This is a genomic window from Mesorhizobium sp. WSM4887, from assembly GCF_029625865.1.
GTDB lineage: Bacteria > Pseudomonadota > Alphaproteobacteria > Rhizobiales > Rhizobiaceae > Mesorhizobium.
In genome coordinates, this window is sequence record NZ_JARTVP010000001.1 from 757,153 (window position 1) to 784,028 (window position 26,876).

26 protein-coding genes are annotated in these 26,876 nt (G+C 62.9%); 6 read left to right on the plus strand and 20 right to left on the minus strand.

Annotated features, from left to right (window positions below):
* Window positions 1-3: 3 nt before the first annotated feature.
* A complete protein-coding gene (locus P9230_RS03665) occupies window positions 4-1,116 on the minus strand; it encodes an endonuclease/exonuclease/phosphatase family protein (protein WP_095802004.1) in 1,113 nt (370 codons plus the stop codon).
* A 162-nt stretch (window positions 1,117-1,278) separates the two neighbouring features.
* On the opposite strand from P9230_RS03665, the gene P9230_RS03670 reads away from it, so the two are divergent.
* Together P9230_RS03670 and P9230_RS03675 are read left to right on the plus strand one after the other, a co-directional pair.
* Window positions 1,279-1,875, plus strand: coding sequence for a BA14K family protein (locus P9230_RS03670; RefSeq protein WP_067323296.1), 597 nt, complete (start codon window positions 1,279-1,281; stop codon window positions 1,873-1,875).
* A 164-nt stretch (window positions 1,876-2,039) separates the two neighbouring features.
* A complete protein-coding gene (locus P9230_RS03675) occupies window positions 2,040-2,324 on the plus strand; it encodes a PilZ domain-containing protein (RefSeq protein ID WP_067323293.1) in 285 nt (94 codons plus the stop codon).
* A 55-nt stretch (window positions 2,325-2,379) separates the two neighbouring features.
* Here P9230_RS03675 and ilvC read toward each other — a convergent pair whose 3' ends face one another.
* The 3 genes from ilvC to P9230_RS03690 all read right to left on the minus strand — a co-directional run bounded on the left by ilvC (window position 2,380) and on the right by P9230_RS03690 (window position 4,789).
* Window positions 2,380-3,399 (minus strand): ketol-acid reductoisomerase, encoded by a 1,020-nt coding sequence (gene ilvC, locus P9230_RS03680; protein ID WP_067323290.1) that lies wholly within the window; start codon window positions 3,397-3,399, stop codon window positions 2,380-2,382.
* Window positions 3,400-3,528: 129 nt separating this feature from the next.
* Window positions 3,529-4,206 carry a TetR/AcrR family transcriptional regulator gene (locus tag P9230_RS03685; protein ID WP_278117474.1) on the minus strand — a complete coding sequence of 226 codons (678 nt, stop codon included), beginning with the start codon at window positions 4,204-4,206 and terminating at the stop codon, window positions 3,529-3,531.
* A gap of 127 nt (window positions 4,207-4,333) precedes the next feature.
* Complete coding sequence (locus tag P9230_RS03690; protein WP_278117476.1) at window positions 4,334-4,789, minus strand: MarR family winged helix-turn-helix transcriptional regulator; 456 nt, start codon at window positions 4,787-4,789, stop codon at window positions 4,334-4,336.
* A 95-nt stretch (window positions 4,790-4,884) separates the two neighbouring features.
* Between P9230_RS03690 and P9230_RS03695 the strand changes: the two genes are divergently transcribed.
* A complete protein-coding gene (locus P9230_RS03695) occupies window positions 4,885-5,190 on the plus strand; it encodes a Rieske (2Fe-2S) protein (RefSeq protein WP_278117478.1) in 306 nt (101 codons plus the stop codon).
* Between the two features lies 1 nt (window position 5,191).
* A complete protein-coding gene (locus tag P9230_RS03700; RefSeq protein ID WP_278117480.1) occupies window positions 5,192-5,911 on the plus strand; it encodes a glutathione S-transferase family protein in 720 nt (239 codons plus the stop codon).
* A gap of 93 nt (window positions 5,912-6,004) precedes the next feature.
* Here the strand turns inward: P9230_RS03700 and P9230_RS03705 are convergent, their stop codons facing one another.
* On the minus strand, window positions 6,005-6,415 hold the full coding sequence (locus P9230_RS03705; RefSeq protein WP_066998811.1) for a helix-turn-helix domain-containing protein: 411 nt from the start codon (window positions 6,413-6,415) through the stop codon (window positions 6,005-6,007).
* A gap of 167 nt (window positions 6,416-6,582) precedes the next feature.
* Here P9230_RS03705 and P9230_RS03710 point away from each other — a divergent pair, with 167 nt between their 5' ends.
* Complete coding sequence (locus P9230_RS03710) at window positions 6,583-7,476, plus strand: SDR family oxidoreductase (protein ID WP_278087822.1); 894 nt, start codon at window positions 6,583-6,585, stop codon at window positions 7,474-7,476.
* 37 nt (window positions 7,477-7,513) lie between these two features.
* On the opposite strand, the gene P9230_RS03715 is transcribed toward P9230_RS03710, so the two are convergent.
* The 4 genes from P9230_RS03715 to P9230_RS03730 form a co-directional block, all read right to left on the minus strand.
* Window positions 7,514-8,539, minus strand: a complete 1,026-nt coding sequence (locus P9230_RS03715; RefSeq protein ID WP_245475182.1) for an aldehyde reductase — start codon at window positions 8,537-8,539, stop codon at window positions 7,514-7,516.
* A 29-nt stretch (window positions 8,540-8,568) separates the two neighbouring features.
* Window positions 8,569-10,485, minus strand: coding sequence for a potassium transporter Kup (locus P9230_RS03720; protein WP_278117484.1), 1,917 nt, complete (start codon window positions 10,483-10,485; stop codon window positions 8,569-8,571).
* Window positions 10,486-10,633: 148 nt separating this feature from the next.
* Entirely contained in the window at window positions 10,634-12,460 is a 1,827-nt protein-coding gene (locus P9230_RS03725) for a potassium transporter Kup (protein WP_306462643.1), read from the minus strand.
* Window positions 12,461-12,630: 170 nt separating this feature from the next.
* Window positions 12,631-13,371 (minus strand): pyridoxine 5'-phosphate synthase, encoded by a 741-nt coding sequence (locus P9230_RS03730; RefSeq protein ID WP_095832122.1) that lies wholly within the window; start codon window positions 13,369-13,371, stop codon window positions 12,631-12,633.
* A gap of 112 nt (window positions 13,372-13,483) precedes the next feature.
* Between P9230_RS03730 and P9230_RS03735 the strand changes: the two genes are divergently transcribed.
* Entirely contained in the window at window positions 13,484-13,882 is a 399-nt protein-coding gene (locus tag P9230_RS03735; RefSeq protein ID WP_067323262.1) for an STAS/SEC14 domain-containing protein, read from the plus strand.
* A 105-nt stretch (window positions 13,883-13,987) separates the two neighbouring features.
* Here P9230_RS03735 and P9230_RS03740 read toward each other — a convergent pair whose 3' ends face one another.
* From P9230_RS03740 to P9230_RS03790, 11 genes are all read right to left on the minus strand, one after another.
* Complete coding sequence (locus P9230_RS03740) at window positions 13,988-15,115, minus strand: ATP-dependent RecD-like DNA helicase (protein WP_278117487.1); 1,128 nt, start codon at window positions 15,113-15,115, stop codon at window positions 13,988-13,990.
* Window positions 15,116-15,258: 143 nt separating this feature from the next.
* Window positions 15,259-15,609, minus strand: coding sequence for a nitrile hydratase accessory protein (locus P9230_RS03745; protein WP_082953815.1), 351 nt, complete (start codon window positions 15,607-15,609; stop codon window positions 15,259-15,261).
* Entirely contained in the window at window positions 15,596-16,255 is a 660-nt protein-coding gene (gene nthB, locus P9230_RS03750) for a nitrile hydratase subunit beta (RefSeq protein ID WP_095783766.1), read from the minus strand. The genes P9230_RS03745 and nthB overlap by 14 nt, the downstream gene beginning before the upstream one ends.
* On the minus strand, window positions 16,252-16,857 hold the full coding sequence (nthA, locus tag P9230_RS03755; RefSeq protein ID WP_095802660.1) for a nitrile hydratase subunit alpha: 606 nt from the start codon (window positions 16,855-16,857) through the stop codon (window positions 16,252-16,254). Before nthA ends, nthB begins: the two co-directional genes overlap by 4 nt.
* A 65-nt stretch (window positions 16,858-16,922) precedes the next feature.
* Window positions 16,923-20,081 (minus strand): efflux RND transporter permease subunit, encoded by a 3,159-nt coding sequence (locus P9230_RS03760; protein WP_278117489.1) that lies wholly within the window; start codon window positions 20,079-20,081, stop codon window positions 16,923-16,925.
* On the minus strand, window positions 20,078-21,349 hold the full coding sequence (locus tag P9230_RS03765; protein ID WP_127245767.1) for an efflux RND transporter periplasmic adaptor subunit: 1,272 nt from the start codon (window positions 21,347-21,349) through the stop codon (window positions 20,078-20,080). Before P9230_RS03765 ends, P9230_RS03760 begins: the two co-directional genes overlap by 4 nt.
* A gap of 192 nt (window positions 21,350-21,541) precedes the next feature.
* Entirely contained in the window at window positions 21,542-22,138 is a 597-nt protein-coding gene (locus tag P9230_RS03770; RefSeq protein ID WP_278117491.1) for a LysE family translocator, read from the minus strand.
* A 123-nt stretch (window positions 22,139-22,261) separates the two neighbouring features.
* Window positions 22,262-22,834, minus strand: coding sequence for an acetolactate synthase small subunit (ilvN, locus tag P9230_RS03775; RefSeq protein WP_059185300.1), 573 nt, complete (start codon window positions 22,832-22,834; stop codon window positions 22,262-22,264).
* Window positions 22,835-22,911: 77 nt separating this feature from the next.
* Window positions 22,912-24,693, minus strand: coding sequence for an acetolactate synthase 3 large subunit (locus P9230_RS03780; protein ID WP_278117494.1), 1,782 nt, complete (start codon window positions 24,691-24,693; stop codon window positions 22,912-22,914).
* A gap of 383 nt (window positions 24,694-25,076) precedes the next feature.
* Window positions 25,077-25,667, minus strand: a complete 591-nt coding sequence (locus tag P9230_RS03785; protein ID WP_067323236.1) for an HD domain-containing protein — start codon at window positions 25,665-25,667, stop codon at window positions 25,077-25,079.
* Window positions 25,664-26,815: a gamma-butyrobetaine dioxygenase gene (locus tag P9230_RS03790; protein ID WP_278117497.1), complete on the minus strand. Its 1,152-nt coding sequence runs from the start codon at window positions 26,813-26,815 to the stop codon at window positions 25,664-25,666. Before P9230_RS03790 ends, P9230_RS03785 begins: the two co-directional genes overlap by 4 nt.
* Window positions 26,816-26,876 lie beyond the last annotated feature (61 nt).

Genomic DNA, 26,876 nt, shown 5'->3' on the forward strand with positions numbered 1-26,876 from the left:
GGCTCAGGCCATGTCCAGGTTGATCACCACCGGGCAATGGTCGGAGGCCTTCGGCCTGTCCCACCCGGCACGCGGAAAACGCTCGACTTCCTGGCCAGGCGGAAAGATGGTGCGCCAAGGCTGACCGTTGCGGATGATCTCCGGAACCGCGGTGGCGTTCTTCGCCGCCAAGGCCTTCGACAGCAGGATATAGTCCAATTGGCACAAATGCCGCTCTTGCGGGCCGCGCGTGTGATAAAAACTCCAGCGGTCCATCTCGGGCCGCCGCTCGACGACATTTTCGCAAAAGCCGCCGGCGGTCAGAACGTTGATCGAGGACTGCGCTTCGTCGACGACCTGGAAGCGATAGCCGTCGAAGCTGTCGCCTTCGATCTTCACGCGCTGCCGATAATCATTCATGTCGCCGCAGATTGCCCAGCGCTTGTCGGCCGCATGGTCCTTGCCGAAGCGGTCCTCGATGATGCGGCGCACGGCCTGCGCCTCGGCGATGCGCAGTGGCATCGTCGCCTCGCGGCCATCGAGACCGTTGCGCGGCGAGCCCATTGACTTGAAATGCACGAGGTACAGCGTAAGCGGCACGCCGCCGACCGTTATGTCGATTTCCAGGCAGTCGCGCCGGAAGACGCGTTCGGTGGCCAGGTGCCCGAACGCCGCCAGTTCCGGCGTGAACAGTCCGAACTGCTCGAACGTGACATAGGCATGGCTGGTCATGCGCACGAATTCGATCGGCTGCCCCTGCGCGGTCTCGTTGCGCATCATCACGGCGACGTCGATGCCGCGGGAGTCGTTGCCGGCGGTGGTGTATTTCTGACGGTAGCCCTGCCCGATCATCTTGAAGAGATAGCCATATTCGAAGGCCTTCAGCCCCTCGATATTGTCCACCTCCTGCATGCAGATGACGTCGGCGCGTGTCGCGGCTATGGCGAGCGCGGTAAGCTGGCGGGTGTCATCGGACTGGGCGATGGCGCGCGCCTGTTCGAGCAGCCTGTATTCTGCTTCGCTCTGGATGTCGAACAGCGCCAGCGTTCGGTCCTCGTTGAGCTGGTTGCGATAGCCGGAGAAGTCGAACCTGTTCATCAGGTTCTCGACATTGAAGGTGGCGAGGCGCAGCGACATGGCCGAGACCTTTGCCCGCAAGCAATGGCGAACACAAGAGCATACGCACGCCCGTTATGGTTGACGGAACCTTTCTGTTCATCTTCCGTTCAGATGGAAAGTTCCATCAATAGGCCTATTCCCGAGCGTTTTGGGCGTGGGGCCTTACTCGTGGAGAGTGAAATGAAACCGCTCTTGTCTTCCCTTGGATCCGGGCTTCTGGCCTTGGGTCTCTCCGCTGGGCTGACGGTGCCGTCGATTGCCGGCCCGGTCCTGCAGCCCGATATGTCGACCGTGACCAGCACGGCCGCATCCACCATCATCCCCGTTCGCGACAGCTGGGCCGGCGGCAACGACCGGCGGCAGATGTATGACTGGCGCTGGCGGCGCGGCGGTGACTGGCGCGGCCGCGATTTTAGATGGCGTGACGGCGACTTCCGCGCACGTCATTTCTCCCGCAACTGGGACGGAGATCGCAATTGGCGCTGGCGGCATCATCGCCATCATCGCCATCGCCACTTCGACAGCGGGGGCGCGGCCATCCTTGGGCTCGGCCTAGGCCTCGGTCTCGGCAGCCTCGCCTACAACAATTTCTACAATCCCTATTATTACGATCCCTATCCGCGCTACTATCAGCCGCGGCGCATTTACCGGACCGAGCGGCTTTCCAGGGCCCATGTCCAATGGTGCCACGACCGCTACCGGTCCTATCGGGCCTGGGACAACACGTTCCAGCCCTATAACGGCCCGCGCCGGCAGTGCATTTCGCCCTATATCTGAGCCCCTCGGCACGAAGCTCAACGGCGCCCGGCGGGCGCCGTTTCTTTTTGGCAAGGCGCGCCCGACGGCGACGCGATAACCTTAAATTTAGCAGATGCGTCTATCCGTGATGCGGTGCCCCATATGACGATCGCCAAGCTGCGATCCGCTAGGACGACTCCGCCATGACCGAGAACGAGTTGAGAGGCAAGCGCCGGCAACGCGTGCTGAAGGGCGCGGCGATCCTGACCGGCATCAACAATTCCGGGGTCATGTGCACGGTGCGCAACATGCATCCTGGCGGCGCCGAACTGAAGCTGCCGATCGAGGCGCATGTGCCCGACGAATTCCTGCTTTACGTGACGAAGGACCGGATTGGCTACAAGGCGATCGTCCGCTGGCGCCGCGACGACCGCATCGGCGTGGAATTCGCGGGCACCGAGCCGAAGCCGCATTGGCATTACGGCTGAGCGTGAGAGAAGCCGGCGGATCGCTCCGCCGGCTTTCACGCATGAATAGACCGAATTAGTTTTTCGCCTTGTCGACCAGCTTGTTCTTGGCGATCCACGGCATCATCGCGCGCAGCTTCGCGCCAACCTCTTCGATCTGATGACTGTCGTTGTTGCGGCGGATGCCCTTGAAGCGCGACAGGCCGGCGCGATATTCCTGCATCCATTCCGAGGTGAATTTTCCGGTCTGGATATCCTTCAGGATGCGCTTCATCTCGGCCTTGGTGTCGGCCGTGATGATACGCGGACCGGAGACATATTCGCCCCATTCGGCGGTATTCGAGATCGAGTAGTTCATGTTGGCGATGCCGCCCTCATAGATGAGGTCGACGATCAGCTTCACCTCGTGCAGACACTCGAAGTAGGCCATCTCCGGCGCGTAGCCGGCTTCCACCAGCGTCTCGAAGCCGGCGCGGATCAGCTCGACCAGGCCGCCGCACAGCACCACCTGCTCGCCGAACAGATCGGTCTCGCATTCCTCGCGGAAATTGGTCTCGATGATGCCGGAACGGCCGCCGCCGACGCCGCAGGCATAGGAGAGCGCCAGGTCGAGCGCATTGCCCGAGGCGTCCTGGTTGACGGCAACCAGGCACGGCACGCCGCCGCCCTTCTGATATTCGCCGCGCACGGTATGGCCGGGGCCCTTCGGCGCGATCATGACCACGTCGACCGAAGCCTTCGGCTCGATCAGGCCGAAATGCACATTGAGGCCGTGCGCGAAGGCGATGGCGGCGCCGTCGCGGATGTTCGGCGCGATCTCTGATCTGTAGATGTCGGCCTGCAATTCGTCGGGCGTTGCCATCATCATCAGGTCTGCCCACTTGGCGGCATCCGCCACGCTCATCACCTTCAGTCCGTCGGCCTCGACCTTGTTGGCGGTCGCCGAGCCGGCCTTCAGGCCGATGGCGATCTCCTTGACGCCGGAATCCTTGAGGTTGAGCGCATGCGCCCGGCCCTGGCTGCCATAGCCGATGATGGCGACCTTCTTACCCTTGATCAGATTGAGATCGGCGTCACGATCGTAATAGACACGCATTTCGTCTTCCTTCCCGTTTTGAAGATCAGAGCATGATGCCGAAAAGTGTGAAGCGGTTTTCGGACGACATCATGCTCTATCTCTTGGATTTGGAGCCGGATTCAGATTTCAGGTCGACTTGACCTGAAATCATCCGGCTCCGGGGCCTTGCGGCCGGTTGTTTGCTCTCCCGGTCCTTGAGCCGTAAAGAGCGAGAAACTGCTGCGTCGCGCGGGCGGCATCGCCGCCGATCGTCGCCTCGGTCAATTGCAGCCGGTCGCCGAGCAGAAGCCGCATCTGCACGTCGCGGCCGACCAGCCCGAAAAACGTCCGGAACGCCGTCTCGGCGTCCTCTAAGTCGAGCAGCCCGGCCTCGCGTCCCGCTTCGAGCACGGGCTTCAGACGCCTGGCCAGCGCGAAACGCCCATTCTGCAGCACGATCGCGCCAAGGTCATCCTTCCCTGAGCCGGCATGGCCGACCGCGACACGGTTGAGCGCGATAGACGTATCGCTGGAGATGACCCTCAGCCAGTCGGAAGCGAAGCGTTCGAGGCTTGCGGTCAGCCAAGCGAGGTCGAGGCCTTTGCGGTCGACCGGCGCCACGCGCACTTTCGAGGCCTGCCATTGCACTGTCGCCGTCAGCAGCCCGTCGCGGTCGCCGAACCATTTGTAGAGTGTTTCCTTGGAGCAGCTTGCCCGCCGCGCCACCGCGGTCATGGTCAGGTTGTCGCCCTCTTCGACCAGTAGGCGAAGTGCTGCGTCCAGAACGGCCTGCTGCCGCTCGGTGAGCGTTTCGCTGCTGTCGGTGTCGGCGGCGGCTTGCAACACGTTTCACCAGTTCCCGGTCGCTCAATAATGCGTACCGTACGTTACGGTTCGGCTTATTGCGCATTCGGGTTTCCAACGCAAGGGGCTGCGGCGAAAAAATCTGACGGTACCCACAAACACTCGTGAGCTAATCGCCGGCCGGTGGCTCGCGCAACCGCCCGAGCAGTGCAGCCAGCGTTTCCAGCTCCTTGGCGGAAAGCTTGTCGCCCATCAGTTCGGCTATGGACGCGCCATAGACCGCCCAGATGCGGCGGCGCATCTCCCGGCCGCTTGGCGTGATGCGCACTGTCTGGCCACGGCCGTCATCCGAGACAGGCAGCTTTTCCAGCAGGCCATCCGCTTCCAGCCGGGCCAGCAGTCGCGACACGCTGTACTGCGCCAACAGAACGCGATCGATCAGCTCGAACGGCCGCAAGCCGCCCTCGCCCGCCTCGGCAAGCTCGTGCAGCACGTCGTACCAGGCGAGCGGCGGCAAGCCGCCGGCTTTCAGGGCATACTCGGTCTTTTCGACCAGCTGGCGCGACACGCGCATCAGGCGGCCCCAGGCTTTGACGGCCTCGGGCGGAGGAGATTTTCTCGTCATCGAGGAACTTTATTCGATAGATGCAATTGCATCAAGCTTGACGGTCGATGCAAATGCATTCATATAGATGCAATTGCATCGATAAGGAGTTCCCGATGAAACATGAGATCTGTAAAGTGGCCGACATCCCGCAGACCGGCAGCCTGATCGCGCCTTTCTTCGGCCGCGAGGTCCACGTCTGGCGCAGCGGCGAGCGTGTCCGTGCCGCAGCCAATGCCTGCCTGCATTTCGGCGGGCCACTCGACTGCAAGGACGGCGCCTTCATCTGCCAGTGGCACGGCGCCCGCTTCGACATGCAAAGCGGCGAGCGCCTCATAGGCCCGGCGCCGAAGGGCTCGCGCCTGATGTTCCTGTCGACCCGCGTCGAGGACGGCGCGCTGAACTATGTCTGGGGAGAATAAGATGACGGCCAAACTCACCCTCGTCAGCCATCACCTTTGCCCCTACGTCCAGCGTGCGGCAATTGCCCTCGCCGAGAAAGGCGTGCCGTTCGAGCGCGTCAATGTCGACCTTGCCAGCAAGCCCGACTGGTTCAAGGCTATCTCGCCGCTCGGCAAAGTACCGCTGCTCCGCGTTCGAAACGGCAGCAAGGAGGAGATCATTTTCGAATCCGCAGTCATCCTCGAATTCCTCGAGGAGACGCAGGCCAATCCGTTGCATCCGGCCGATCCGCTCATGCGGGCCAGGCACCGCTCCTGGGTCGAATTCGGTTCGGCCATCCTCAACGCCATCGGGCGCTTCTATTCCGCCGCCGATGAGGCCTGCTTCCTCAAGGAAAGCAGCGGCTTGTCGGAACTGTTTGAGCGTGTCGAGGCAGAACTGTCGGCAAGGCGGAGCGGTCCGTGGTTCGCCGGGAAGCGCTTCTCGCTGGTCGACGCCGTCTACGGGCCGATCTTCCGCTACTTCGACACGTTCGACGAGATCGGCGCTTGCGGCATCCTGGACGGTAAGCCTCTCGTCCAGGCCTGGCGCAAGGCGTTGAGCGACCGGCAATCGGTGAAGGAGGCTGTCAGTCCGGACTATCCGCTGCGGCTGCACGCCTTCCTGCGGGCAAAGGCATCCTATCTGTCGCGAATGATCCGGCTGCAGGCCATTGCGATTCCGCAAGCCCGATCGGCCTGAACGGGTCGATCACCGTTCCCGCGACCATGGCGGCGAGCAACTGCGGCACCGGCGCAAGCGGCGCTTTGACGCTTGTATCGGGGAAGGAAAGGCTCAGGCCTGCGCGGCATCGAAGGCGACGCGCGCCTCACGAACGGCATCGTGGTTGAGTTCGGCCCATTGGATCAGCATCTGCAACGGCGCGAACATCGAGCGGCCGAGATCGGTGAGGCTGTATTCAACGCTCGGCGGCTTGGTCGGAAAGACTTCGCGATGCACATAGCCGTCGCGCTGCAGGTCGTAGAGCGTCTGCGTCAGCATACGCTGCGAAATGTCGGGCACCAGGCGGCGCAACTCCCCGAACCGGTACGGCTTCTCGGCCAAAGCCATGACCAGCAGCGAGCTCCATTTGCCGCTGATGCCCTGGATCACATCGCGGACCGGGCAGTCGGCGAAATTGCCGCCGCCGGTCATGGCTTTGTAGACCTCGAGCTTCGATTTCAGACTGAAGATCTTGCTGTCCATCGCGACATCCATTGATCGAAGCGGCGACCCGCCGGTGGTTCCCCGGCTGTGCCTACCTCCCGGAAAACTGCCTTCTTTACGGCCCCTGGTCAATTCTTATTTTAGTGCTGGTCTCTTTTTGAGACCATCGGTCAAATCCCTTCGACGCAATTTTTCAGGAACCTCCCATGACCGAAACTCTCCTTGTCACCGGCGCTTCCGGCCATCTCGGCCGCGCCGTGATCAACCATCTGCTCGATGCGCAGAAAGTCGCGCCGGCAAATATCATCGCAACCACGCGCAATCCCGAAAATCTCCGCGACCTGGCAGCCCTCGGCATTGTCGTCAGGCCGGCCGATTTCGACGATCCGGCCTCGCTGGAGCGCGCGTTCAAAGGCGCCGACCGAGTGCTGATCGTCTCGACCGGTGAGCTCGACCTGAAGAGGGACCGGCGCCTCAAGCAACATCAGGCCGCGGTGGCCGCAGCCAAGGCGGCAAGCGTCTCGCACCTCCTCTACACCTCGATGCCCAATCCCGAGCCGGTCTCGCCGGTGCTGTTTGCCGGCGACCACTACGGCACCGAGCAGGCCATCAAGGCGAGCGGCATTGCCTACACCATCTTCCGCAACGGCTGGTACCAGGAGAACCTTTTCATGGCGCTGCCGCACGCCATTTCGTCGGGCAAGTGGTACACCTCGGCCGGTGACGGTCGGATCGCGCACGCCGCGCGCGACGACATGGCCGCCGCGATCGCCGCGAGCCTCGCTTCCGGCTCGACGGAGAGCCGCGTCTACACGCTGACCGGCCCGCATGCCTACACGACGAACGAAATTGCCGCTCTGGTGAGCGAAGTCACTGGCAAGCCGCTGGAGGTTATCCAATTACCTGACGAGGCTTTGACCGAGGGCGTCAAGGCGGCCGGCCTTCCCGAGGACTTTGCGCGCATTGTCGTATCCTTCGACGCCAACACACGCTCCGGCCGTATCGGCATGGTAACCGACGCTATCGAGACGTTGTCGGGCCGCAAGCCGAAGACGCTGAAGCAGTTCCTGGAAGGGAACAAAGCCGCACTGCTTGGCTGAACCGTTGCGCCTGGGGGGGGGTACTCTCCCGGGCGCGTCACCTCGACTTTTTGAGCAATCCGAGCCGGACCAGGCTTTCGCCGGTGGCGACGAGCGCTTCTTCGCGCGATCGCGGCGCCCAGCCGAGCATGCGCATGGCCTTGGCCCCGGTTGCGTTTCTGGCCTTGCCCAGTTCCGTCACGATCTGGGCTGCTTGCCCGTCGAACAGTCCGACGGTCCGGACCAGCCAGTCCGGCAGCATTCTCGTCGTAACGCGCGACGCAACGCTGCCCAGCCGCGATTTCAACGTTTGTGCGATCCCCAGCGTCGTCATGAAATCGCCGCTGATGGCGAGGAACCGCTCCCCCTTGGCGGCGGGACTGGTCATGGCGCGCAGATGCAGGTCCGCCACGTCCCGCGCGTCGACCACGCCGAACACCATGCGCGGCAGACCCGGCATCTCGCCGTCCAGCAAGCGCTTGATGAAGTCCGTCGAGGTCGAATGATCCGGCCCCAGGACCGGTCCAAAGATCCCGACCGGATTGACGACCGTCAGTTCCAGCGCTCCGCCCTGGCTGGCAATGAAATCCCAGGCCGCACGTTCCGCCAGCGTTTTCGACTTCACATAGGCGCTTACCTTGGCCGCCAGGTTGGTCCAGTTCTCTTCCGTGAACGGACTGCCCGGAATTGGCCTCTGGCCATAGCCGATGGGGGCAAAGGACGAGGTGAGCACCACCCGTTTGACGCCCGCATCGCGCGCGGCCCGCAGCACGCGCAGCGCACCCTCGCGCGCAGGAACGATCAGATCGTCCTCGTGTTTCGGCACGCCCGGCGGGAACGGCGAAGCGACATGAAGAACGTCCTGGCATCCCGCGACCGCTTCCAGCCAGCCGGGGTCTGTCATCAGATCGGCGTAGGCGAAGGAAAGCGCATCGCCCGGCTCGGCACCGCCGACCCTCAGCATGGCGAGAACATCGGCTTCGCGCTTGGCGGATCGCACTGTTGTGCGGACGCGGTAGCCTGCCTGCAACAGGGCTAGAACGCAGTGCGCGCCGAGGAACCCGGAGCCGCCGGTAACGAGCACCAACTCACCGCTTTAGGCGTTGCAGTCCCTCAAATGGCGACCTGCGTACCGATCTCGACCACGCGCCCGGTGGGGATCTGGAAATACTCCGTCGCATCCGCCGCCGTCTTCGCAAGGCCGATGAACAGCCTGTCCTGCCAGATCGGCATGCCGGAATTGGGCGAGGCCTTCAGCGAGCGCCGCGACAGGAAGAAGGACGTCGTCATGATGTCGAACTTCCACCCCTGCTTGCGGCAGATCGCCAGTGCGCGCGGAATGTTCGGCTGCTCCATGTAGCCGAAGGTCAGCGTGACCCGCATGAACAGCTCGTTGACCGTCTCCATCTTCACCCGCTCGTTGTCCGGCACCACCGGCTGCGGCGCGGTCACCACCGAAAGAATGACGTTCTTTTCGTGCAGCACCTTGTAGTGCTTAAGGCTGTGCATGAGCGCGGTCGGCGCGCTCAGCGGATCGCTGGTCAAGAACACGGCGGTGCCGGACACCAGCTGCGGCTTTTTCTTCGAAAGGTTCGCCGCCAGGAAGTCGAGCGGGATTTCGTTGCGGCGCGTCTTGTCGAACAGGTAGCGGCTGCCGCGCACCCAGGTCCACATGCCGAGGATGATGGCGAAAGCCACGGCGAGCGACGCCCAGCCGCCTTCGAACACCTTGACGATGTTGGAGGCAAAGAAGCCGACATCGATGAAGGCAAACAGAGCCGTTAACGACACCGCGACCCAGAGCTGCCATTTCCAGATACGGGTCATGACGACGAAGAGGAGCACCGTCGTCACCAGCATATTGCCGGTCACCGAGATCCCGTAGGCCGAGGCAAGTCTGCTGGACGCGCCGAAACCGACCACCAGAAGCATCACCACCAGCGCCAGCAGCATGTTGACGCGCGGCATGTAGATCTGGCCCGACTGTTTTTCGGACGTATGCAGGATCTCCAGCCGCGGCAGCATGTTGAGCTGCACCGCCTGCCTGGTCAGCGAAAAGGCACCGGAGATCACCGCCTGGCTGGCGATAACCGTCGCTGCCGTCGCCAGAATCACCATCGGGATCAGCGCCCAGCCTTCATTCATCTCGAAAAACGGATGGCCGACGACGCCGTTCTTGGCGAGCACGAAAGCGCCCTGCCCGGCATAGTTCAATAGCAGGCAGGGAAATACGATCGCCAGCCATGCCAGCACGATCGGCTTGCGGCCGAAATGGCCGAGGTCGGCGTAGAGTGCCTCCGCGCCGGTGACGGCCAGGAAAATGGCGCCGATCGTGACAAAAGCCACGTCCGGCGAGTGGATCAGGAAGGCGACGATGTAGTGCGGGCTGATCGCCCAAAGGATTTCAGGATCGGCAATGATGTGATTCAGCCCGGACAGGCCGATGGCGAGGAACCACACGGCGGTGATCGGCCCGAAGATCAAGGCGACACCACCTGTGCCGAACCGCTGCACCGCAAACAGAATGGCCAAGATGAGCAGCGTCAGCGGCACCACATAAGGCTGAAAGGCGGGTGTCACGACATTCATGCCTTCGACGGCCGAAAGCACGGAGATGGCCGGGGTGATCACGGCGTCGCCAAAGAAAAGCGAGGCGCCGGCGATGCCGATGGCCAGGATGACCGCCGAACGCGTCGCGAAAGTGCTGCGCGCCAGCGCCATCAGCGAGAGCACGCCGCCTTCGCCACGGTTGTCGGCGCGCAGCACGAACATGATGTATTTGATCGTGACGATGATCGTCAGCGACCAGATGATCAGCGACAGCACGCCAAGGATATCGCCGCGATCGGCGACCTCACCGCGCGAGGAAGCAACGAGCGCCTCGCGGAACGCGTAGATCGGGCTGGTGCCGATATCACCATAGACGACACCCAGCGCGCCCAGCATCAGCACCTTGGTGCTGTGCTGCTCTATTTCCGGATGCCCGGTTTGCTCGACGGGTTCTGCCTCAGCACCATTGGCAAGGGCCATGACGACACTCCGATAAAATGCGCGGTGCTCTACGCTTGCTGCAGTGCAATATCAAGTGCCCTGGCGTTAGGGCTCCCATACCGCCAGTGCAAGGCTCGACCTGCAGAGGTGCATTCAAATCTATGGCACAATGTGGATGCTTGAAGCGTCAGATCGCGACCTGCGTACCGATCTCGACCACGCGCCCGGTGGGGATCTGGAAATACTCCGTCGCATCCGCCGCCGTCTTCGCAAGGCCGATGAACAGCCTGTCCTGCCAGATCGGCATGCCGGAATTGGGCGAGGCCTTCAGCGAGCGCCGCGACAGGAAGAAGGACGTCGTCATGATGTCGAACTTCCACCCCTGCTTGCGGCAGATCGCCAGTGCGCGCGGAATGTTCGGCTGCTCCATGTAGCCGAAGGTCAGCGTGACCCGCATGAACAGCTCGTTGACCGTCTCCATCTTCACCCGCTCGTTGTCCGGCACCACCGGCTGCGGCGCGGTCACCACCGAAAGAATGACGTTCTTTTCGTGCAGCACCTTGTAGTGCTTAAGGCTGTGCATGAGCGCGGTCGGCGCGCTCAGCGGATCGCTGGTCAAGAACACGGCGGTGCCGGACACCAGCTGCGGCTTCTTCTTGAGGAGGTTCATCGCCAGAAAGTCGAGCGGGATTTCGTTGCGGCGCGTCTTGTCGAATAGGTAGCGGGTGCCGCGAATCCAAGTCCACATGATCAGCCCCATGATCAAAGCGACAGTGATCGACACCCAACCGCCTTCGACCATCTTGACGACATTGGCCGAGAAGAAGCCGAGGTCGATGACGCCGAAGAGCAGCGCCAGCGCCAATGCGAGCGCCAGCTGCCATTTCCAGAGCCAGCGCATGACGACAAACAAGAGGATCGTCGTCATCAGCATCTCACCGGTCACCGAAATGCCATAGGCGGAGGCGAGCGCGCTCGAGTTGCCAAAGCCGACGACCAGAAGCATCACGCCGAGCGCGACCAGCAGATTGACCCTCGGCATATAGATCTGGCCGCTTTGCATCTCGGATGTGTGCTGCACCTCGATGCGCGGCAGAAGATTGAGCTGCACCGCCTGTCTGGTCAGCGAGAAGGCGCCGGAGATCACCGCCTGGCTGGCGATGACCGTCGCCGCCGTTGCCAGGGCGACCATCGGCATCAGCCCCCATTCGGGAAGCATCTGGAAGAACGGGTTGGTCGGCTTGCCGCCGTGCGAGAGCACGAAGGCGCCCTGCCCGAAATAGTTGAGGAGCAGGCAAGGGAAAACGATGGAAAACCAGGCCAGCACGATTGGCTTGCGGCCGAAATGGCCAAGGTCGACATAGAGCGCCTCGGCGCCGGTGACCGCGAGGAAAACCGCGCCGACGGTGACGAAGGCGCCCGTCGGCGTGGTGGCCAGGAAATAGACCGCATAGTAGGGGTTTATAGCCAACAGGACGGACCAGTCGTCGACGATGTGATAGAGGCCGGCAACGCCGATCGCCACGAACCATGTCGCCGTGATGGGTCCAAACACTGCCGCCACCTTGCCCGTGCCGAAACGCTGCACGGCGAAAAGCACCGCCAGAATCACCAGCGTGATCGGAACGACATAGGCATCGAGCGCCGGCGTGATGACTTCCAGGCCTTCAACCGCCGAAAGCACGGAGATCGCCGGCGTGATGATCGAATCGCCGAAGAAGAGGGCCGCGCCGCAGAGGCCGATCACGAGGATCAGGCTGGAGCCCTGCGGATAGGCGCTCCTTGCCAGCGCCATCAGCGACAGCGTGCCGCCCTCGCCCTTATTGTCGGCCCTCAGCACGAAGGCGACATATTTGATCGTGACGATGATGGTGAGCGCCCAGACGATCAGCGACAGCACGCCGAGCACATCGTTGCGGGCAACCACTCCCCCTGAAGCATGGAGAGCCTCTCGAAAGGCGTAGATCGGGCTCGTGCCGATATCGCCGTAGACGACGCCGAGCGCGCCGAGCATCAGAACCTTGGTGCTGTGCTGCCGCTCGGTTTCGGCATGGCCCGAAGGTTCGAGGGATTCTGTTTCGCTGGCGTTGGCTAGCACCATGAACCCCACTTCATCAGATTCGCCACGCTCCGAGGCTGCCGCAAAGCGCGGAACACGCCGGAGCTACGCAAGGCATCCTCGCCCTACCATCCGCAGGCCTTCAAGAACCGCCCAACCGTGCCGGCCATGCCATACTCCAGCGCATCCGCTGTCAACCCATGTCCGATCGATACTTCGGCCAATGCGGGGATGCGTTTGATCAATGCCGGCAGATTGTTCACGGTCAAATCGTGGCCGGCATTGACCTGGAGCCCCGCCGCGAGTGCCGCGTCCGCGGTTTTTCCCAGTCTTTCCAATTCCTTGGCTGCCTTGGCGGAATCGGAATGGTAACCGCCATACGGCCCGGTATAGAGTTCGATCCGGTCGGCGCCGGTATCGCGCGCGGCATTCACGCCGGCCGCATCGGCGTCGGAAAACAGCGACACGCGAAATCCGCCCTTCTTCAGCCGCTTGACGATCGGTGTCAGGAACGCGGCCTGCGCGACGAAGTTCCAGCCGTGGTCCGACGTCGCCTGCGCCGGATCGTCGGGCACCAGTGTCACCTGCTCCGGCTGGTTCTTCTCGACAAGCGCCAGGAAATCCTCTGTCGGATAGCCCTCGATGTTGAATTCCGTCTTGGGGAACTCATCGTCGAGCAGCGCCCTGATCTCCGGCAGGTCGGAATGTCTCGTATGCCGCTCATCGGGACGTGGATGGACGGTCAACCCATGCGCGCCGGCGGCAAGAGCGATGCGCCCCAGCCCCGTGACGCTCGGCCACGGCAGGTCGCGGCGGTTGCGCAGCATGGCGACAGCGTTGAGGTTGACCGAAAGCTTTGCAGGCATGAATTGGCATCCAGCTTGGTTTTGGCGGGCATCTATAGCGCCTTTGCAGGGAACAGATAGTGGGTTTCCGGTGTTCCAGAGACTAGCTGATGGCCAACACAAGGATTTGCCAGTGAATTTCCTCGAGGCGGTGCCGGCGATACGCCGCATTGAAACCAACCGTGACGCGCTTTTTGCCATCGACGTCGTCGGCGATGTCTCGCCGGCGGATGCGGAAAACCTGTTCGGCCTGCTGGAAGCTGCCTATGCCCTGCACCCGAGGATCGACGTGCTGGTGCGGCTGACTGACGAGGAGAGCGTCGATTGGGCCAACATCTCGCAAGAGACGCTGCAGCAAGGTGTGGCCGACGCGCTGGAGCATGTCGTCCGTTGCGCAGCTATCGGCGAACCGCGCTGGGCATCGCTTGTCGGCGACTTCTTTCCGAAGGTTCTGCCGTTCGAATTCCGGCATTTCCCCAGTCAGGACGAAGCCGCGGCATGGCAATGGCTCGATGCGAGGCCCGCGGAATAAGCGGACTGGAGCATTTCCAGGAAAGGTGAGAACGGCTTTCCGTTCGGAATTGCGCCAAAGCAACGAGCTAGAGGGGTTTACCGTTTCCTGACCCGGTGAACCGCTCTATCGCACGATCGTCAGCCGCTCGGCCGCACGCGTGATGGCCGTATAGAGCCAGCGCTGCCGGGTCTCCTTGAAGGCCCAGCTCTCGTCGAACAACACGACGTCGTTCCACTGCGAGCCCTGCGCCTTGTGCGCGGTCAGCGCATAGCCGTAGTCGAAATCGTCGAATCGCTTCTTCTGCTGCCATGGAATCTCGGCATCCGGATCCTCGAACGCCGCCTTCAGCAGCTTGATCTTGGCAACGCCGCGGTCGGGATCGTCCTCCTCCGGCGAGACCAGCAGGTTGATGCCGGGCTTCACCGTCTCGCGCGACGAGGTCATCACTTTCCACAGCGATCCGTTGAGCAGCCCCTTGGCCGGATCGTTGCGCAGGCAAACCAGCTTGTCGCCGGCCTGCGGATAATCGGCGGAAAAGCCCTTCAGCTCGCGCAGGCGCTGGTTGTAGCGCCGCCGCGTGCGGTTGGTGCCGACCAGCACCTGATCGGCTTTCATCACCAGATCCTGCGTGACCCCTTCCCTGCCGATCACCTGCGCCGTGCCGTAGTCGCCGTGCATGAACTCGCGGCCTTCTCGCACGTCGAGCGCCAGCCGGATGATCGGGTTGTCGCGAGCCTGGCGATGGATCTCGGTGAGCAGCACATCCGGCTCGTGCTCGGTGAAGAAGCCGCCGCCCGAGATCGGCGGCAACTGCGCCGGATCACCGAGCACTAGGATCGGCGTGCCGAAGCTCTGCAGGTCGCGGCCGAGTTGCTCGTCGACCATCGAACATTCGTCGATGACGACGAGCTTGGCGTGCGCGATCGGACTTTGCCGGTTGAGTGAAAAGGTCGGCGACATCGACGTCTTGCCGGTCACCTGGTCCTCGACCGATTCCTCGCCCTTCGGCCTGTAGATCAGCGAATGGATGGTGCGGGCGTTGGTCGCTCCCTTGGAGCGCAGCACCTGGGCAGCCTTGCCGGTGAAGGCCGCGAATTGCACCTGCCCGTCGACGTGCTCGGCGAAATAGCGCGCAAGCGTCGTCTTGCCGGTGCCGGCATAGCCGAACAGGCGGAAGATCTGCGGCCGCCCGTCCTTCAGCCAGCGGCCGACCGCCTTCAAAGCCTCGTCCTGTTGGGGAGAGAATTCCATCAGTTCGACAGACCGGATTCGCGAGCGAAACACAAGGTTGGCGTGCCATCACCGGCGTCGTCGGCGACGGTCTCATTCATTATCAGCTCGGCACGCTATCAGGCGCAAACAAGAACGTAAAGGGAACGAAGTTTGAGTCCGGGCTACCGGTGGGCTCCGGGATCATTCTCCAGCAGGATCGGCTTGCCGTGCGGCGTGGCGTGGGCGGCACGCTCCCAGGCGGCCGCGAGCGCATCGATCTCGTGCTTGCCGGCGACGCCCTTGGTCGCCAGCAATTTTTCCAGCGCCGACAGCCAGTGCTCGTAATAGTCGTGGCCGTCCCTCGCGGCGTCCGGCTTCTTCACTTCGGCGGACAGGGCGTCCGCCCATTCGTTCCACGAAAACAAGCCGCTGTCGTGCAGCGCGACCGTGATGGCGAAAGCCTCCGCCTGCCACGGTTCGGCGAACACCGGATCGTCGAAGCCGCCCGGCAGTTCGGTCTCATGCGGGCTCAAGGTAGCTCTCCCAGGCATCGATCGAGACCTCAAGCGTCGGGTCGGCGCCCTCGCCCCAGATCTCGGCGCCGTCGAAAACCACGGTATAGACCCATTGCGGGTTCTCGCCCTTGCCATGCGCGTTGCTGTCCGGGAACACGAAGCCATCGCGAACGGCCTCGATCCTTCCGTTCTTGCCGCGCGCGTAGCGCGGCAGGCGCGTATGGCCGGTCGGACTGAAATTCTTCGTCCGCACGCGGTCGCCCGCCTGGAAGCGCGCCGGCGCAGCCACGGGACGGTCGCAAGGCCCACCTTTGGCGAGCACGGCAGGCACATCGGCAGCCTTCAGCACGCGTTTGGGTGTCGACGCCGGATCGACAGCCTTGCCGGCGGCAAGGTCGCGTTCCGTCACGAAGCCATGGCGCTTCAGGAGTACCTCAAGCGCCTGGATCCAGATCTGGTAATAGCTCGACGAATAATAATCGGCGGGATGCAGCGACTCTCGCGCATGCCGGCTCTCGTCGATGTTCCAGGCACCCATGGCGCCGGCAGTGAGCGTGACGCCAAGCGCCCGCCGCTCCCAGGCAGCATGGAAGTAAGGCTCGTCCGTCTCGGGCGCGACCGGCCCGAACCCCATCTGCCCGCCGAGATCTTGCGGCCCGTTCATGCCGGCTCCTTCGCCAGCGCAGTGCCGATCATCGAATCGCGGCTGACCAGGCCGGCGAGTTGCTCCTCGCTCCAGCCCTCGGTGCCTTTCGGCCGCATCGGCACCACCAGATAGCGAAGCTCGGCCGTCGAATCCCAGACGCGGATTTTCCTGCCCGCGGGCAAGGTTAGCCCGAATTCTTCCAGCACGCCGCGCGGATCGATAACAGCCCGCGAACGATAGGGCGGCGCCTTGTACCAGACCGGCGGCAGGCCGAGCACGGACCACGGATAGCAGGAGCAGAGCGTGCAGACGACGAGGTTGTGCGTCTCCTGCGTGTTGAACACCGCCTGCATGTGCTCGCCCTGACGCCCGGTATAGCCGAGCGAGGCAATTGCCGCCGTCGCGTCGCGCTTCAGCCATTCGGCATAGGCCGGATCGTTCCAGGCCTTCGCCACCACCCTGGCGCCGTTGCGTGGGCCGATTTTCGTCTCGTAGGTATCGACGATGACGTCGATGGCCGCCGGATCGATCAGGCCCTTCTCGGTAAGGATCGTTTCCAATGCGCGCACGCGCGCCGCAAACGGATCGAGCTCGTTGTCGTGGTCGTGATCATGGGACATGGCGCAAGGTTACGATCGTGCGCACGCCCCCGCAAGCTCGGCAACTTGGGCCAGAGCCGGGCCGCCTATTCGGCGGCCAATTTTTTCGGTTCGGCATTTTCTCCGGGGTCGAAGAGCGAGGGCTGCTCGACCGGCTCGACCGCATGCAACGCCGGCCGGCTCTTCTTCGAGGAGAAGCTGAGCAGCCAGCCGGAGAAATGCTCGAAATAGACATAGATGACCGGCGTGACGAACAGGGTCAGCGCCTGGGATGCGAGCAGGCCGCCGACCACCGCAACGCCGAGCGGCTGGCGCAGCTCGGCGCTGGCGCCGGTGCCGAGCGCGATCGGGAACGTGCCCATCAAGGCCGCCAGCGTCGTCATCATGATCGGCCGGAAACGCATCAGGCACGCCTTGTGGATGGAGTCCAGCGCCGACATGCCCTCGCGCCTCAACTCCAGCGCCACGTCGATCATCATGATGCCGTTTTTCTTGACGATGCCGATCAGCATCAGGATGCCGATCACGGCTATGACCGACAGGTCCATGCCGAAGAGCCGCAATGCAACCACCGCGCCCAGTACCGCCGATGGCAGGCCCGTCAGAATGGTCAGCGGATGAATGAAGCTCTCGTAGAGCATGCCGAGCACGATGTAGATCGTGAGGATCGCGCCCCCGATCAGCAGCCCTTGATTGGCAAGCGAATCCTGGAACGTCTTGGCCGTGCCGGCGAAGGTGGTGCCGATTGCCTGCGGCATGCCGATCTGGTCCTTGAGCTGGTTGATGCGGGTCACCGTGTCGCCGAGCGAGACACCCTGCGGCAGGTTGTAGGAGATCGTGACCGCCGGCAACTGGCCAAGCTGGTTGACCGTCAAGGCGCCGGCTGTGCGATCGACCCGGGCGAAGGCACCGAGAGGAACGAGGCTGCCGCTTCCCGTTCTCACCTGAATGGCCAGCATGCGCTCCGGCGACCACTCGATCTTCGGATCGAGCTCGGTGATGACTTCGTAACTGTCGGCCGAGCCGAAAATGGTTGAGACCTGATCGGTGCCGAAGCCGCCATAGAGGGCGGAGCGCAGCGTGTCCGTGTCGATGCCGAGCTGAGCGGCCTTGTCGCGATCGACGACCAGCGACGCCTGCAGCGCGTTGTTCTGCAAATCACTTGTGACGTCGGTGAAGAATTTATGATCGGCGGCCATGGCGTCGTTCAATTTCTGCGCCCAGGCGTCCGTCGCGCCGTTATCGAGGCCTTGGACGACCAACTGATAGGCGCTGGCCGAGGACCGCGAGCCGAGCCTGAGGTTCTGCACCGGTTGCATATAGGTTTCGATGCCGGCGACGCCGGACAGCTGCCGCCTCAAATCGGAAAGCACCTTCTCTATGTCGGGACGCTTGTCCTTGTCCTTCAGTTGCACGAACAACTGTCCCTGATTGAGCGCATTATTGCCGCTGCCCACCGACCAGGCGACGTGATCGACGTAAGTCGAATGCGAGAAGACGTCGGCGACCTGGCTCTGCAGCTTCGTCATCGCGTCGAAGGAGATGTCCTGGCGGGCGATGGTGGTTACCGAGATCTGGCCTATGTCTTCTTGCGGGAAGAAGCCCTTCGGCGAAACCTGGATCAGCCAGACGGAGGCCGCCGCGGTGCCGACGAAGACCAGGAACACCAGGAAGGTGTGGCGCAGGCAGAAGCTCAGGATCCAGTCATAGCCACGCGTGATGAGATCATGTCTGTGACCGTCGGCATGCGCCTCGCGATCGGCCTTGGTCACCGACAAAAGCCGCGAGCACAGCATCGGGGTCAGGGTCAGCGACACGAACATCGACGCCAGGATGGCGACCGTTACCACGACGGCGAATTCGTTGAAGATACGGCCGATGACGCCGCCCATCAGAAGCACGGGGATGAACACCGCCACCAGCGAAATCGAAATCGATATGATGGTGAAGCCGATCTCACGCGCGCCCTTGAGCGCGGCGTCGAAAGCCGACAGCCCGTCCTCCTCCATGTGGCGGAAGATGTTTTCGAGCATGACGATCGCGTCGTCGACGACGAGGCCGACGGCCAGCGTCAGACCCATCAGAGATATGTTGTCGATCGAAAAGCCGAACAGGAACATCGCGCCGAGTGTGGCGATCAGCGAAATCGGCACGGCCACCGCCGGGATGATCGTTGCCGTGACGCGGCGCAGGAACACGAAGATCACCATCACCACCAACGCGATGGTCAGGAGCAGCGTGAACTGCACGTCGTCGACGGCCTGGCGGATCGAGGTGGATCGGTCGTTGAGCAGTTTGATGCTCGCGGCAGCCGGCATCTGGTCCTGGAAGGACGGCAGCATCGCCTTGACCTTGTCGACGACGTCGACCGTATTGGCGTCGGGCTGACGCTGCACGGCCATGATAATGGCGCGCGTGCCGTCATACCAACTCGCCGTCGTCGTGGTTTCGACCGAGTCGATGACGCGCGTGACCTCGCCCAGCCGCACCGGATGGCCGTTCTTGGTGGCGATGATAATGTTTGAAAAATCGGCGGCGTTCATCAACTGAGTGTTGGCCGTGATCGTCAGCTGCTGCTTGTCGTTCTGCAGCACGCCGAGCGGGGTGTTGCTGTTGGCCGAGGCCACGGCCGTCTGCAACTGGTCGATCGAGATGCCGCGCGCGGCGAGCGCGGTCGGATCGATCTGGATGCGCACCGCATATTTTTGCTGTCCGTAGATCGAAACCTGCGCAACGCCATCGATGGTCGATAGCGAGGGCGAGATGACGTTTTCGGCGAAGGCGTCGAGGTCGGTGAGTGGAACGGTGTCGCTGACCAGCGACATCAGAAGAATCGGCGCATCGGCCGGATTGACCTTGCGATAGCTTGGCGGCGCCGTCATTTGCGGCGGCAGCGATTTTTGCGTGCGCGCAATGGCTGCCTGAACGTCCGCGGCAGCCGCGTCGATGTCGCGGTTGAGCACGAACTGGATGGCGATCGAGGTCTGGCCCAGCGAGTTGGTGGTCGAAATCGAATCGATGCCGGCAATGGTTGCGAACTGCTTGATCAGCGGCGTCGCGACCGAGGTCGCCATGGTCTCCGGCGAAGCGCCGGCCAGTTGGGCCGAGACATTCACCACCGGGAACTCCGCGCTGGGCAGCGCGGCAACCGGCAGGAACTTGTAAGCGAACAGTCCGCCCAGCACGAGGGCGAACGACATCAGCAGCGTGGCGACGGGCTTTCGTATGCAGAATTCGGAAATCATGGGCGGGCCTCGCCGGCCTTGTCGGCTTGTGCGACCTTAGGCGAATTTTGATCGCCACTGTTGCTCGCTGTCTTGCCTTCGTGCACCGTCGCGCCGTCCTTTAGCCTTGTCTGGCCTTCGACCACCACTTTCTCGCCGCCCTTGAGGCCTTGGCTGATGGCGCTGTTATCGCCCTCCGTCAGCGCCACCTGCACCGGCCGCATCTCGACCGTGTTGTCCGGCTTGACCACATAGACGAAGGGACCTTTCTGGCTCGGCTGCACCGCGACCGTCGGCACCGAGGTCATTTGCGGCATCGTGCCGGCATCAAGGATGACGTTCACATACTGCCCCGGCCAAAGCGAAAGATCGGAGTTCGGTATGCTCGCCCGCGTGGCGATGGTGCCGGAGGCGGTGTCGACGCTGGAATCGACGAAATCGAGCGTGCCCTTGCCGATCGGCGTCGGATCGCCGTCCTTGGTCAGCGTCACGTCGCCTTGCTGTGGGCTCGCCAACGCCTTGTGCAATAAAGCAAGGTTGCTTTCCGGCAGAGTGAAATTCACCTGCAGCGGGTCCATCTGTGTGATGGTCACAAGCGGCGTCGTGGTGCTTGAGCCGTTGCTGGTGGTGACGAGATCCCCGACCGAGACATTGACCGCCCCCAGCCTGCCTGAGATGGGCGCGCTGATGGTCGCGTAGCTTAACTGGACCGTATCGGCGTCGATCGTCGCCTTGTCGGCATCGATGGTGGCGGCCGCGGCCTTCTGCGCCGCCAGTGCCTGGTCGTAAGTCTGCTGCGTGCCAGCCTGCTTGGCGACAAGGTCCTTGGCGCGCTGAAGATCCGCCGTGGCGCTCACCAGCAGGGCCTGGTCCTTGACGAGCGTCGCCTGATCCTTGGCAAGCTGCGCCTTCAGTGCGCGGTCATCGAGCGAGAAGAGAAGGTCGCCGGCCTTGACCATTTGCCCGTCCTTCACCGCGATCGACACGATCTGGCTGGAGACACGGGCATTTACGCTGACCACCGACGGTGAGGAGACGAAGCCGATGGCGTAGCGACGGATCGGAAAATCGGCGGTCGTCGCAGTTGCCGAAACGATCGAGGCGGAACGCGCGCCGCCAGCGCCGCCCTTCTGGCTGCCCGATGCCTTGGTCGTGTCGGCGCCGGCTGTGTCGGCCTGCTGGCCGGAGATCAGCTGCTGCACCCTGCCCATCGTGGCGGGCGACAGATAAAGGCCGACACCTGCAAGGCAGGCCAGAGCAACGACTGTGAAGGCGATTTTTCCGCGCATCGACAACTGGCCCTCTATCCGACACGCCGAAACCGGTGGTCTATTCTCAGCTCATTTCACGGCCGTTGCCGCGAATTTCGCCGAATAGATAAGACAAGGCTTTGGCGGAAAAGGGCCAAAACGCGGGATTACGAAGATTTAATATGCACTGCACAATTGTTGTGCAGCCGGCTAACGTGCCGTGGCGATCCCTTAACGCAGCATCGGCCAGAGCGTCGCTGCGAGCAGCAGACCCATTCCTATGTTGAACCATTTCAGCCGCACGGGATCCGAAAGGAAGCCGCGCAGCGCGGTGCCGAACCCGGCCCACACCGAAACGCTGGGCAGGTTGACGATGGTGAAGGCGATCGAAATCAGCGCCACCGAGACGAACGGATGATCCGGATTGGTGTAGACGGCCATGGCAGTGATCGCCATCACCCACGCCTTCGGGTTGACCCATTGGAACGCGGCGGCATCGATGAAGCGCATCAGACGCGCCTTCGCCCCGTCCTTGCCACCCATCGAACGCGACATGGCGATCTTCCAGGCGAGATAGAGCAAATAGGCGGCGCCGGCGATTTTCAGCGCCATATGCAGCACCGGAAACGCTGTCAGCACCGCGCCGAGTCCGAAGCCGACGGCCAGCAGCAGAACCAGAAAACCGATGCTGATGCCCAGCATATGCGGAACCGTTCTGAGGATGCCGAAATTGACGCCGGAGGCCAGCAGCATGAGATTGTTCGGCCCCGGCGTGATCGACGTCACGAAGGCATAGACCAGGAGTGCAAGGAACGCGTTGACGGACATCATATCCTCCCGCGGATAGGTCAGCTATCTTGTCCTTTTCCGGCAGGCGCGCAAAAGCCACGGACGGGCGACTGCCGGACCAGCAAGGAGAATTTGAAGCAGTCGGAGCGGTGGGTAGCGCGCCTACATCCCCTGCGGGCCACGGTTCATGGCTGCGACACCGGTGCGGCAGATCTCGACCAGGCCGAGCGGCTTCATGATGGCAATGAACTGGTCGAGCTTGGAACCCTTGCCGGTGATCTCGAAGATGAAATGCTCGGTGTTGGCGTCGATGACCGACGCGCGGAAGGCATCGGCCAGCCGCAGCGCCTCGACGCGGGCGTCGCCGGTGCCGGCGACCTTGACGAGCGCAAGCTCGCGCTCCAGCGGCCGCTCCTGGCCGAGTTCGTGCGAGCGCACGGTGAGATCGACCACGCGGTGCACCGGCACGATCCGCTCGAGCTGGTGCTTGATCTGCTCCAGCACATGCGGCGTGCCGCGCGTCACGATGGTGATGCGCGACAAATGCTTCTCGTGCTCGGTCTCGGACACCGTGAGGCTTTCGATGTTGTAACCGCGCCCCGAGAACAAGCCGATGACTCGGGCAAGCACGCCCGGTTCGTTGTCGACCAGCACGGAAAGCGTGTGCGTTTCCGGCTTTTCGGTTTCCTTGGCGATGAAGTAGGCGGAGCCGGTCGGCTGGAGCTGTGCGTTCATGACGTGAATCTCGATTTCAAACTTTGGCGCTAATTATCTGTTTCCACACGGCTTCCCGCCGCAGACGCTGCCTGCCGCTACACCAGTTCCCTGCCCTTGGCGTCGATGGCGTTGGCCACCACCTCGTCGGTCGCCTCGTCAGGCAGGAGCATCTCGTTGTGCGCCTTGCCGGACGGAATCATCGGGAAGCAGTTGGCGAGAGTCGCCACGCGGCAGTCGAATAGCACCGGCTTCTTCACCGAAATCATCTCGCGGATCGCGTCATCCAACTCGTCCGGCTTGTCGCAGCGTATGCCATGGCCGCCATAGGCGTCCGCCAGCTTGACGAAATCCGGCATCGCCTCGGTGTAGGAATGCGACAGCCGGTTGCCGTGCAGCAGCTGCTGCCACTGGCGCACCATGCCCATATACTGGTTGTTCAGGATAAAGATCTTGATCGGCGCGTCGTACTGCACGGCCGAGCTCATCTCCTGCATCGTCATCTGCACCGAAGCGTCGCCGGCGATGTCGATGACCAGCGCATTCGGATGTGCGATCTGCACGCCGAGCGCCGCCGGCAGGCCATATCCCATCGTGCCTAGGCCGCCCGAGGTCATCCAGCGGTTAGGCTTGTCGAAGTGATAGTGCTGCGCCGCCCACATCTGGTGCTGGCCGACTTCGGTGGTGATGTAGGTGTCCATATCCTTGGTCAGCGCATAGAGCCGCTGGATCGCGTATTGCGGCATGATCACGTCGTTGTTCATCCTATAGGCGAGCGAGTCCCGCGCGCGCCATTTCGCGATCTGCTCCCACCATGGATAGAGCGCCTTCTTGTCGGCCTTGGCAGTCGCCCGCCACAGCCGCACCAGATCCTCGAGCACGCGGCCGACATCGCCCAGGATCGGCACGTCGGCATGGACATTCTTGTTGATCGAGGACGGATCGATGTCGATATGGATCTTCTTCGAGTTCGGCGAGAACGCGGTCAGCCGGCCGGTGATGCGGTCGTCGAACCGCGCGCCGATGCAGATCATCACGTCGCAATCATGCATGGCCATGTTGGCTTCGTAGGTGCCATGCATGCCGAGCATGCCGATCCAGTTCTTGCCAGAAGCCGGATAGGCACCGAGACCCATCAGCGTCGAGGTGATCGGGAAGCCGGTGAGGTCGACCAGCTCGCGCAGCAGATGGCTGGCTTCCGGACCTGAATTGATGACGCCGCCGCCGCTGTAGATGATCGGCCTCTTCGCGCCGGCCATCAATTCGACGGCGGCCTTCACCTTCTCCAGATCGCCCTGGACCTTCGGCTGATAGCTGGTGCGCGGCGCCGTTTGCGGCGGCACGTAGATGCCTTTGGCGAACTGCACGTCCTTCGGAATGTCGACGACGACCGGGCCCGGCCGCCCGGTGGTCGCGACATGGAAGGCTTCGTGGATGGTGGCGGCGAGCTCGTTGACGTCCTTCACCAGCCAATTGTGCTTGGTGCAGGGGCGCGTGATGCCGACGGTGTCGCATTCCTGGAAGGCGTCGGAGCCGATCAGCGAGGTCGGCACCTGACCGGTGAGACAGACCAGCGGAATGGAATCCATCAGCGCGTCCTGCAGCGGCGTCACCGCATTGGTGGCACCGGGGCCGGACGTGACCAGCAGCACGCCGGCCTTGCCGGTCGAACGCGCATAACCTTCGGCGGCATGGCCGGCACCCTGCTCGTGCCTGACCAGAATGTGCTCGACCTCATCCTGCTGGAAGATCTCGTCATAGATCGGAAGGACCGCGCCGCCCGGATAGCCGAAGACATGCTTGACGCCGTTGTCCTTCAGCGCCTGCACCACCATTTCGGCGCCCGTCATTTCGCGCCGCTCGTTATGTCCGTTGCTCATCGGTCTGGTCCCGTACTGTTCGCCATCTGGCGATTTGCTGGTCGTTTAGTTGGGTTTTGGGCAATAAAAAAGGCCCCCGAGGGAGCCTGTGGGATGCGCATGGGAGGTTTTCGCCCGGCGGTTACACCGCCTTGCCCACGCGCCAGCCTACGAGAATGAGTGCTGTTTTCATGGGCGCGGACAATAAGGTCGGTTCCGCGCCGCTGTCAACGGGCAATCTGTCGGTCCCATTGTTCAGCGGCGCGGATTGTTCAGGCCGCCAGCACCACACCCCTTGCCTGGTTGCCGCCAACGCATTTTGCCGGGTATGTCGAGACGCATGATGTTGCCGAGAAACGGCGCACTATTGTAGGCAAGTGTGCCGGGTGGGGCGGCGCCGGTGATCACGTCGCGCTTTGGGCCGCGAACTTTTTCACCACCCGCTCCAGCAGCGGCACGTAGTCGCGAAAGGCGCGCGTCTTCATGTTGGCGACCTTGCCACCCTCGTCCCAGATGCGCACACGCACGGCTTCCTGATGGAATGGATTGCTGCGGAACTCCGCCACCTCCTCCGCGCTCATCGGCCCGCCTTGCAGCGACAGCGTATGAACCGAGGCCGGCGACAGCTTGCCGAAATAGGACGGATCGGTGGCGCAGAGATAACGCTTGGCCGCAACATGCAGCCTGACGCATTCGACGATGACCGGCGGAAAGAACGGCGCCAGCACCTCGCCCCCCGCCTCGTCGTGGTGCTTGTCCTCGACGTCGTCGGGCGAATAGGTGCCGAACTCGCTGGTGTAGTGGCCGATGTCGTGCAGCAGCGCCGCAGCCACAAGCTCCTCCGGCGCGCCATCCTGCTCGGCTAGCCACGCGCCCTGCAGCATATGCTCGGACATGGTGACCGGCTCGCCGAGATAGGATTCCGCGCCGCGACGCTCGAAAATTTCGGCGATGAACTCGACGATGTTGCCGGTGTTCAGTTCATTCGATTTCATTCGGCCGCCTCTCTGACATCGTGTTCGATTGCCGCCAGCGTCGACAGCAGGCCGTCCTTGTCGGTGTAGCAGCCCTGCAGCCAGCGCTTGCCGCTGCCGGAAAAGGCCTTGCGCGCATGCATGACGCGCGTGTTGTCGACGATGAACGACTGGCCCGCCTCGAGCTTGAAGGTCACCTCGAAGGCCGGATCCTCGATCAGTTCGGCGAACCGGCGATAGGCGGCGTAATATGCGTTCATTTCGGCGAACGGCACGTCGATGGTCGGCGCCAGCGAGCGGTTGTTGAAGCGCACGCAGATGAGCTCGCCATCCGGTCCGAGCTCGATCATCGGGCGCTTGGACTGCAGCCGCACGCCCGATGAGCCGGCATATTCGAAGCGCGCCGGATAGGAGGAAAGCAACCGGAAGCCGTTCGAACTCTCCGCCTGCAGCGCGGCCGCCACCGCGAATCCGTCGACGACGCTGGATTCGCCGCCTTCCACCGTATTCTCGATGCAGGCCAGGATCTGCAGCGTCGGCACCGGGTCGCGGTAGGGATTGTCGGTATGCGCCTGCAGGCCAAGGTTGGTGTAGGCAAGATTGTTCGGATTGACCTCGGCGCGCACCTCGAACCAGCGCCCGTAATTGGTCTCCCTGATATATCCGAAGAGATCGGCCACATTGCATAATGCCCCGGATTCGGCCGGCAGACCGTCCATGACGGCAAAGCCAAAGCTCCGTACCGCCGTCAGCCATTGCCGCAGAACATTCCTGTCGTGCCGCGCCTCACCATAGGCCGCGCGCGGCACCGAACTCTGCATCGTCGCCTTGGTCCACCGCCGAATGTCGCTGCCGGTCCAGCCGGGCTGCCGATTTTCTTCGCGGTCGTAAGTATGGGCGCGAAGCCAGCTTGCGGGAAAGCTGACGGTCTTGTCTTCAGGCACGAACGTGACCACCAGCGCCTCGCCCTTGATCGAGGCCTCTCCGATCCGTGTCTCGCCCGGAATGTCCAAAATGGTGACCAGCCGCTGGCCGTTACCGGCGCTGCGGGTCCTGTCGTCCAGTGCGTTGTCGCGCAGCCACATGGCATGGAATCGGCTGCGTGTCCCATCGTCCCAGCCAAGCGCGATCGTTCGCCCTTCGTCGCCAAGGTTTGCTCTCGTCAGCACGTTTCTGAAACTCCCGTCTTCGGGCCGGCGCCGCGGTACCGATTGCATGCTGTCTTTGCCA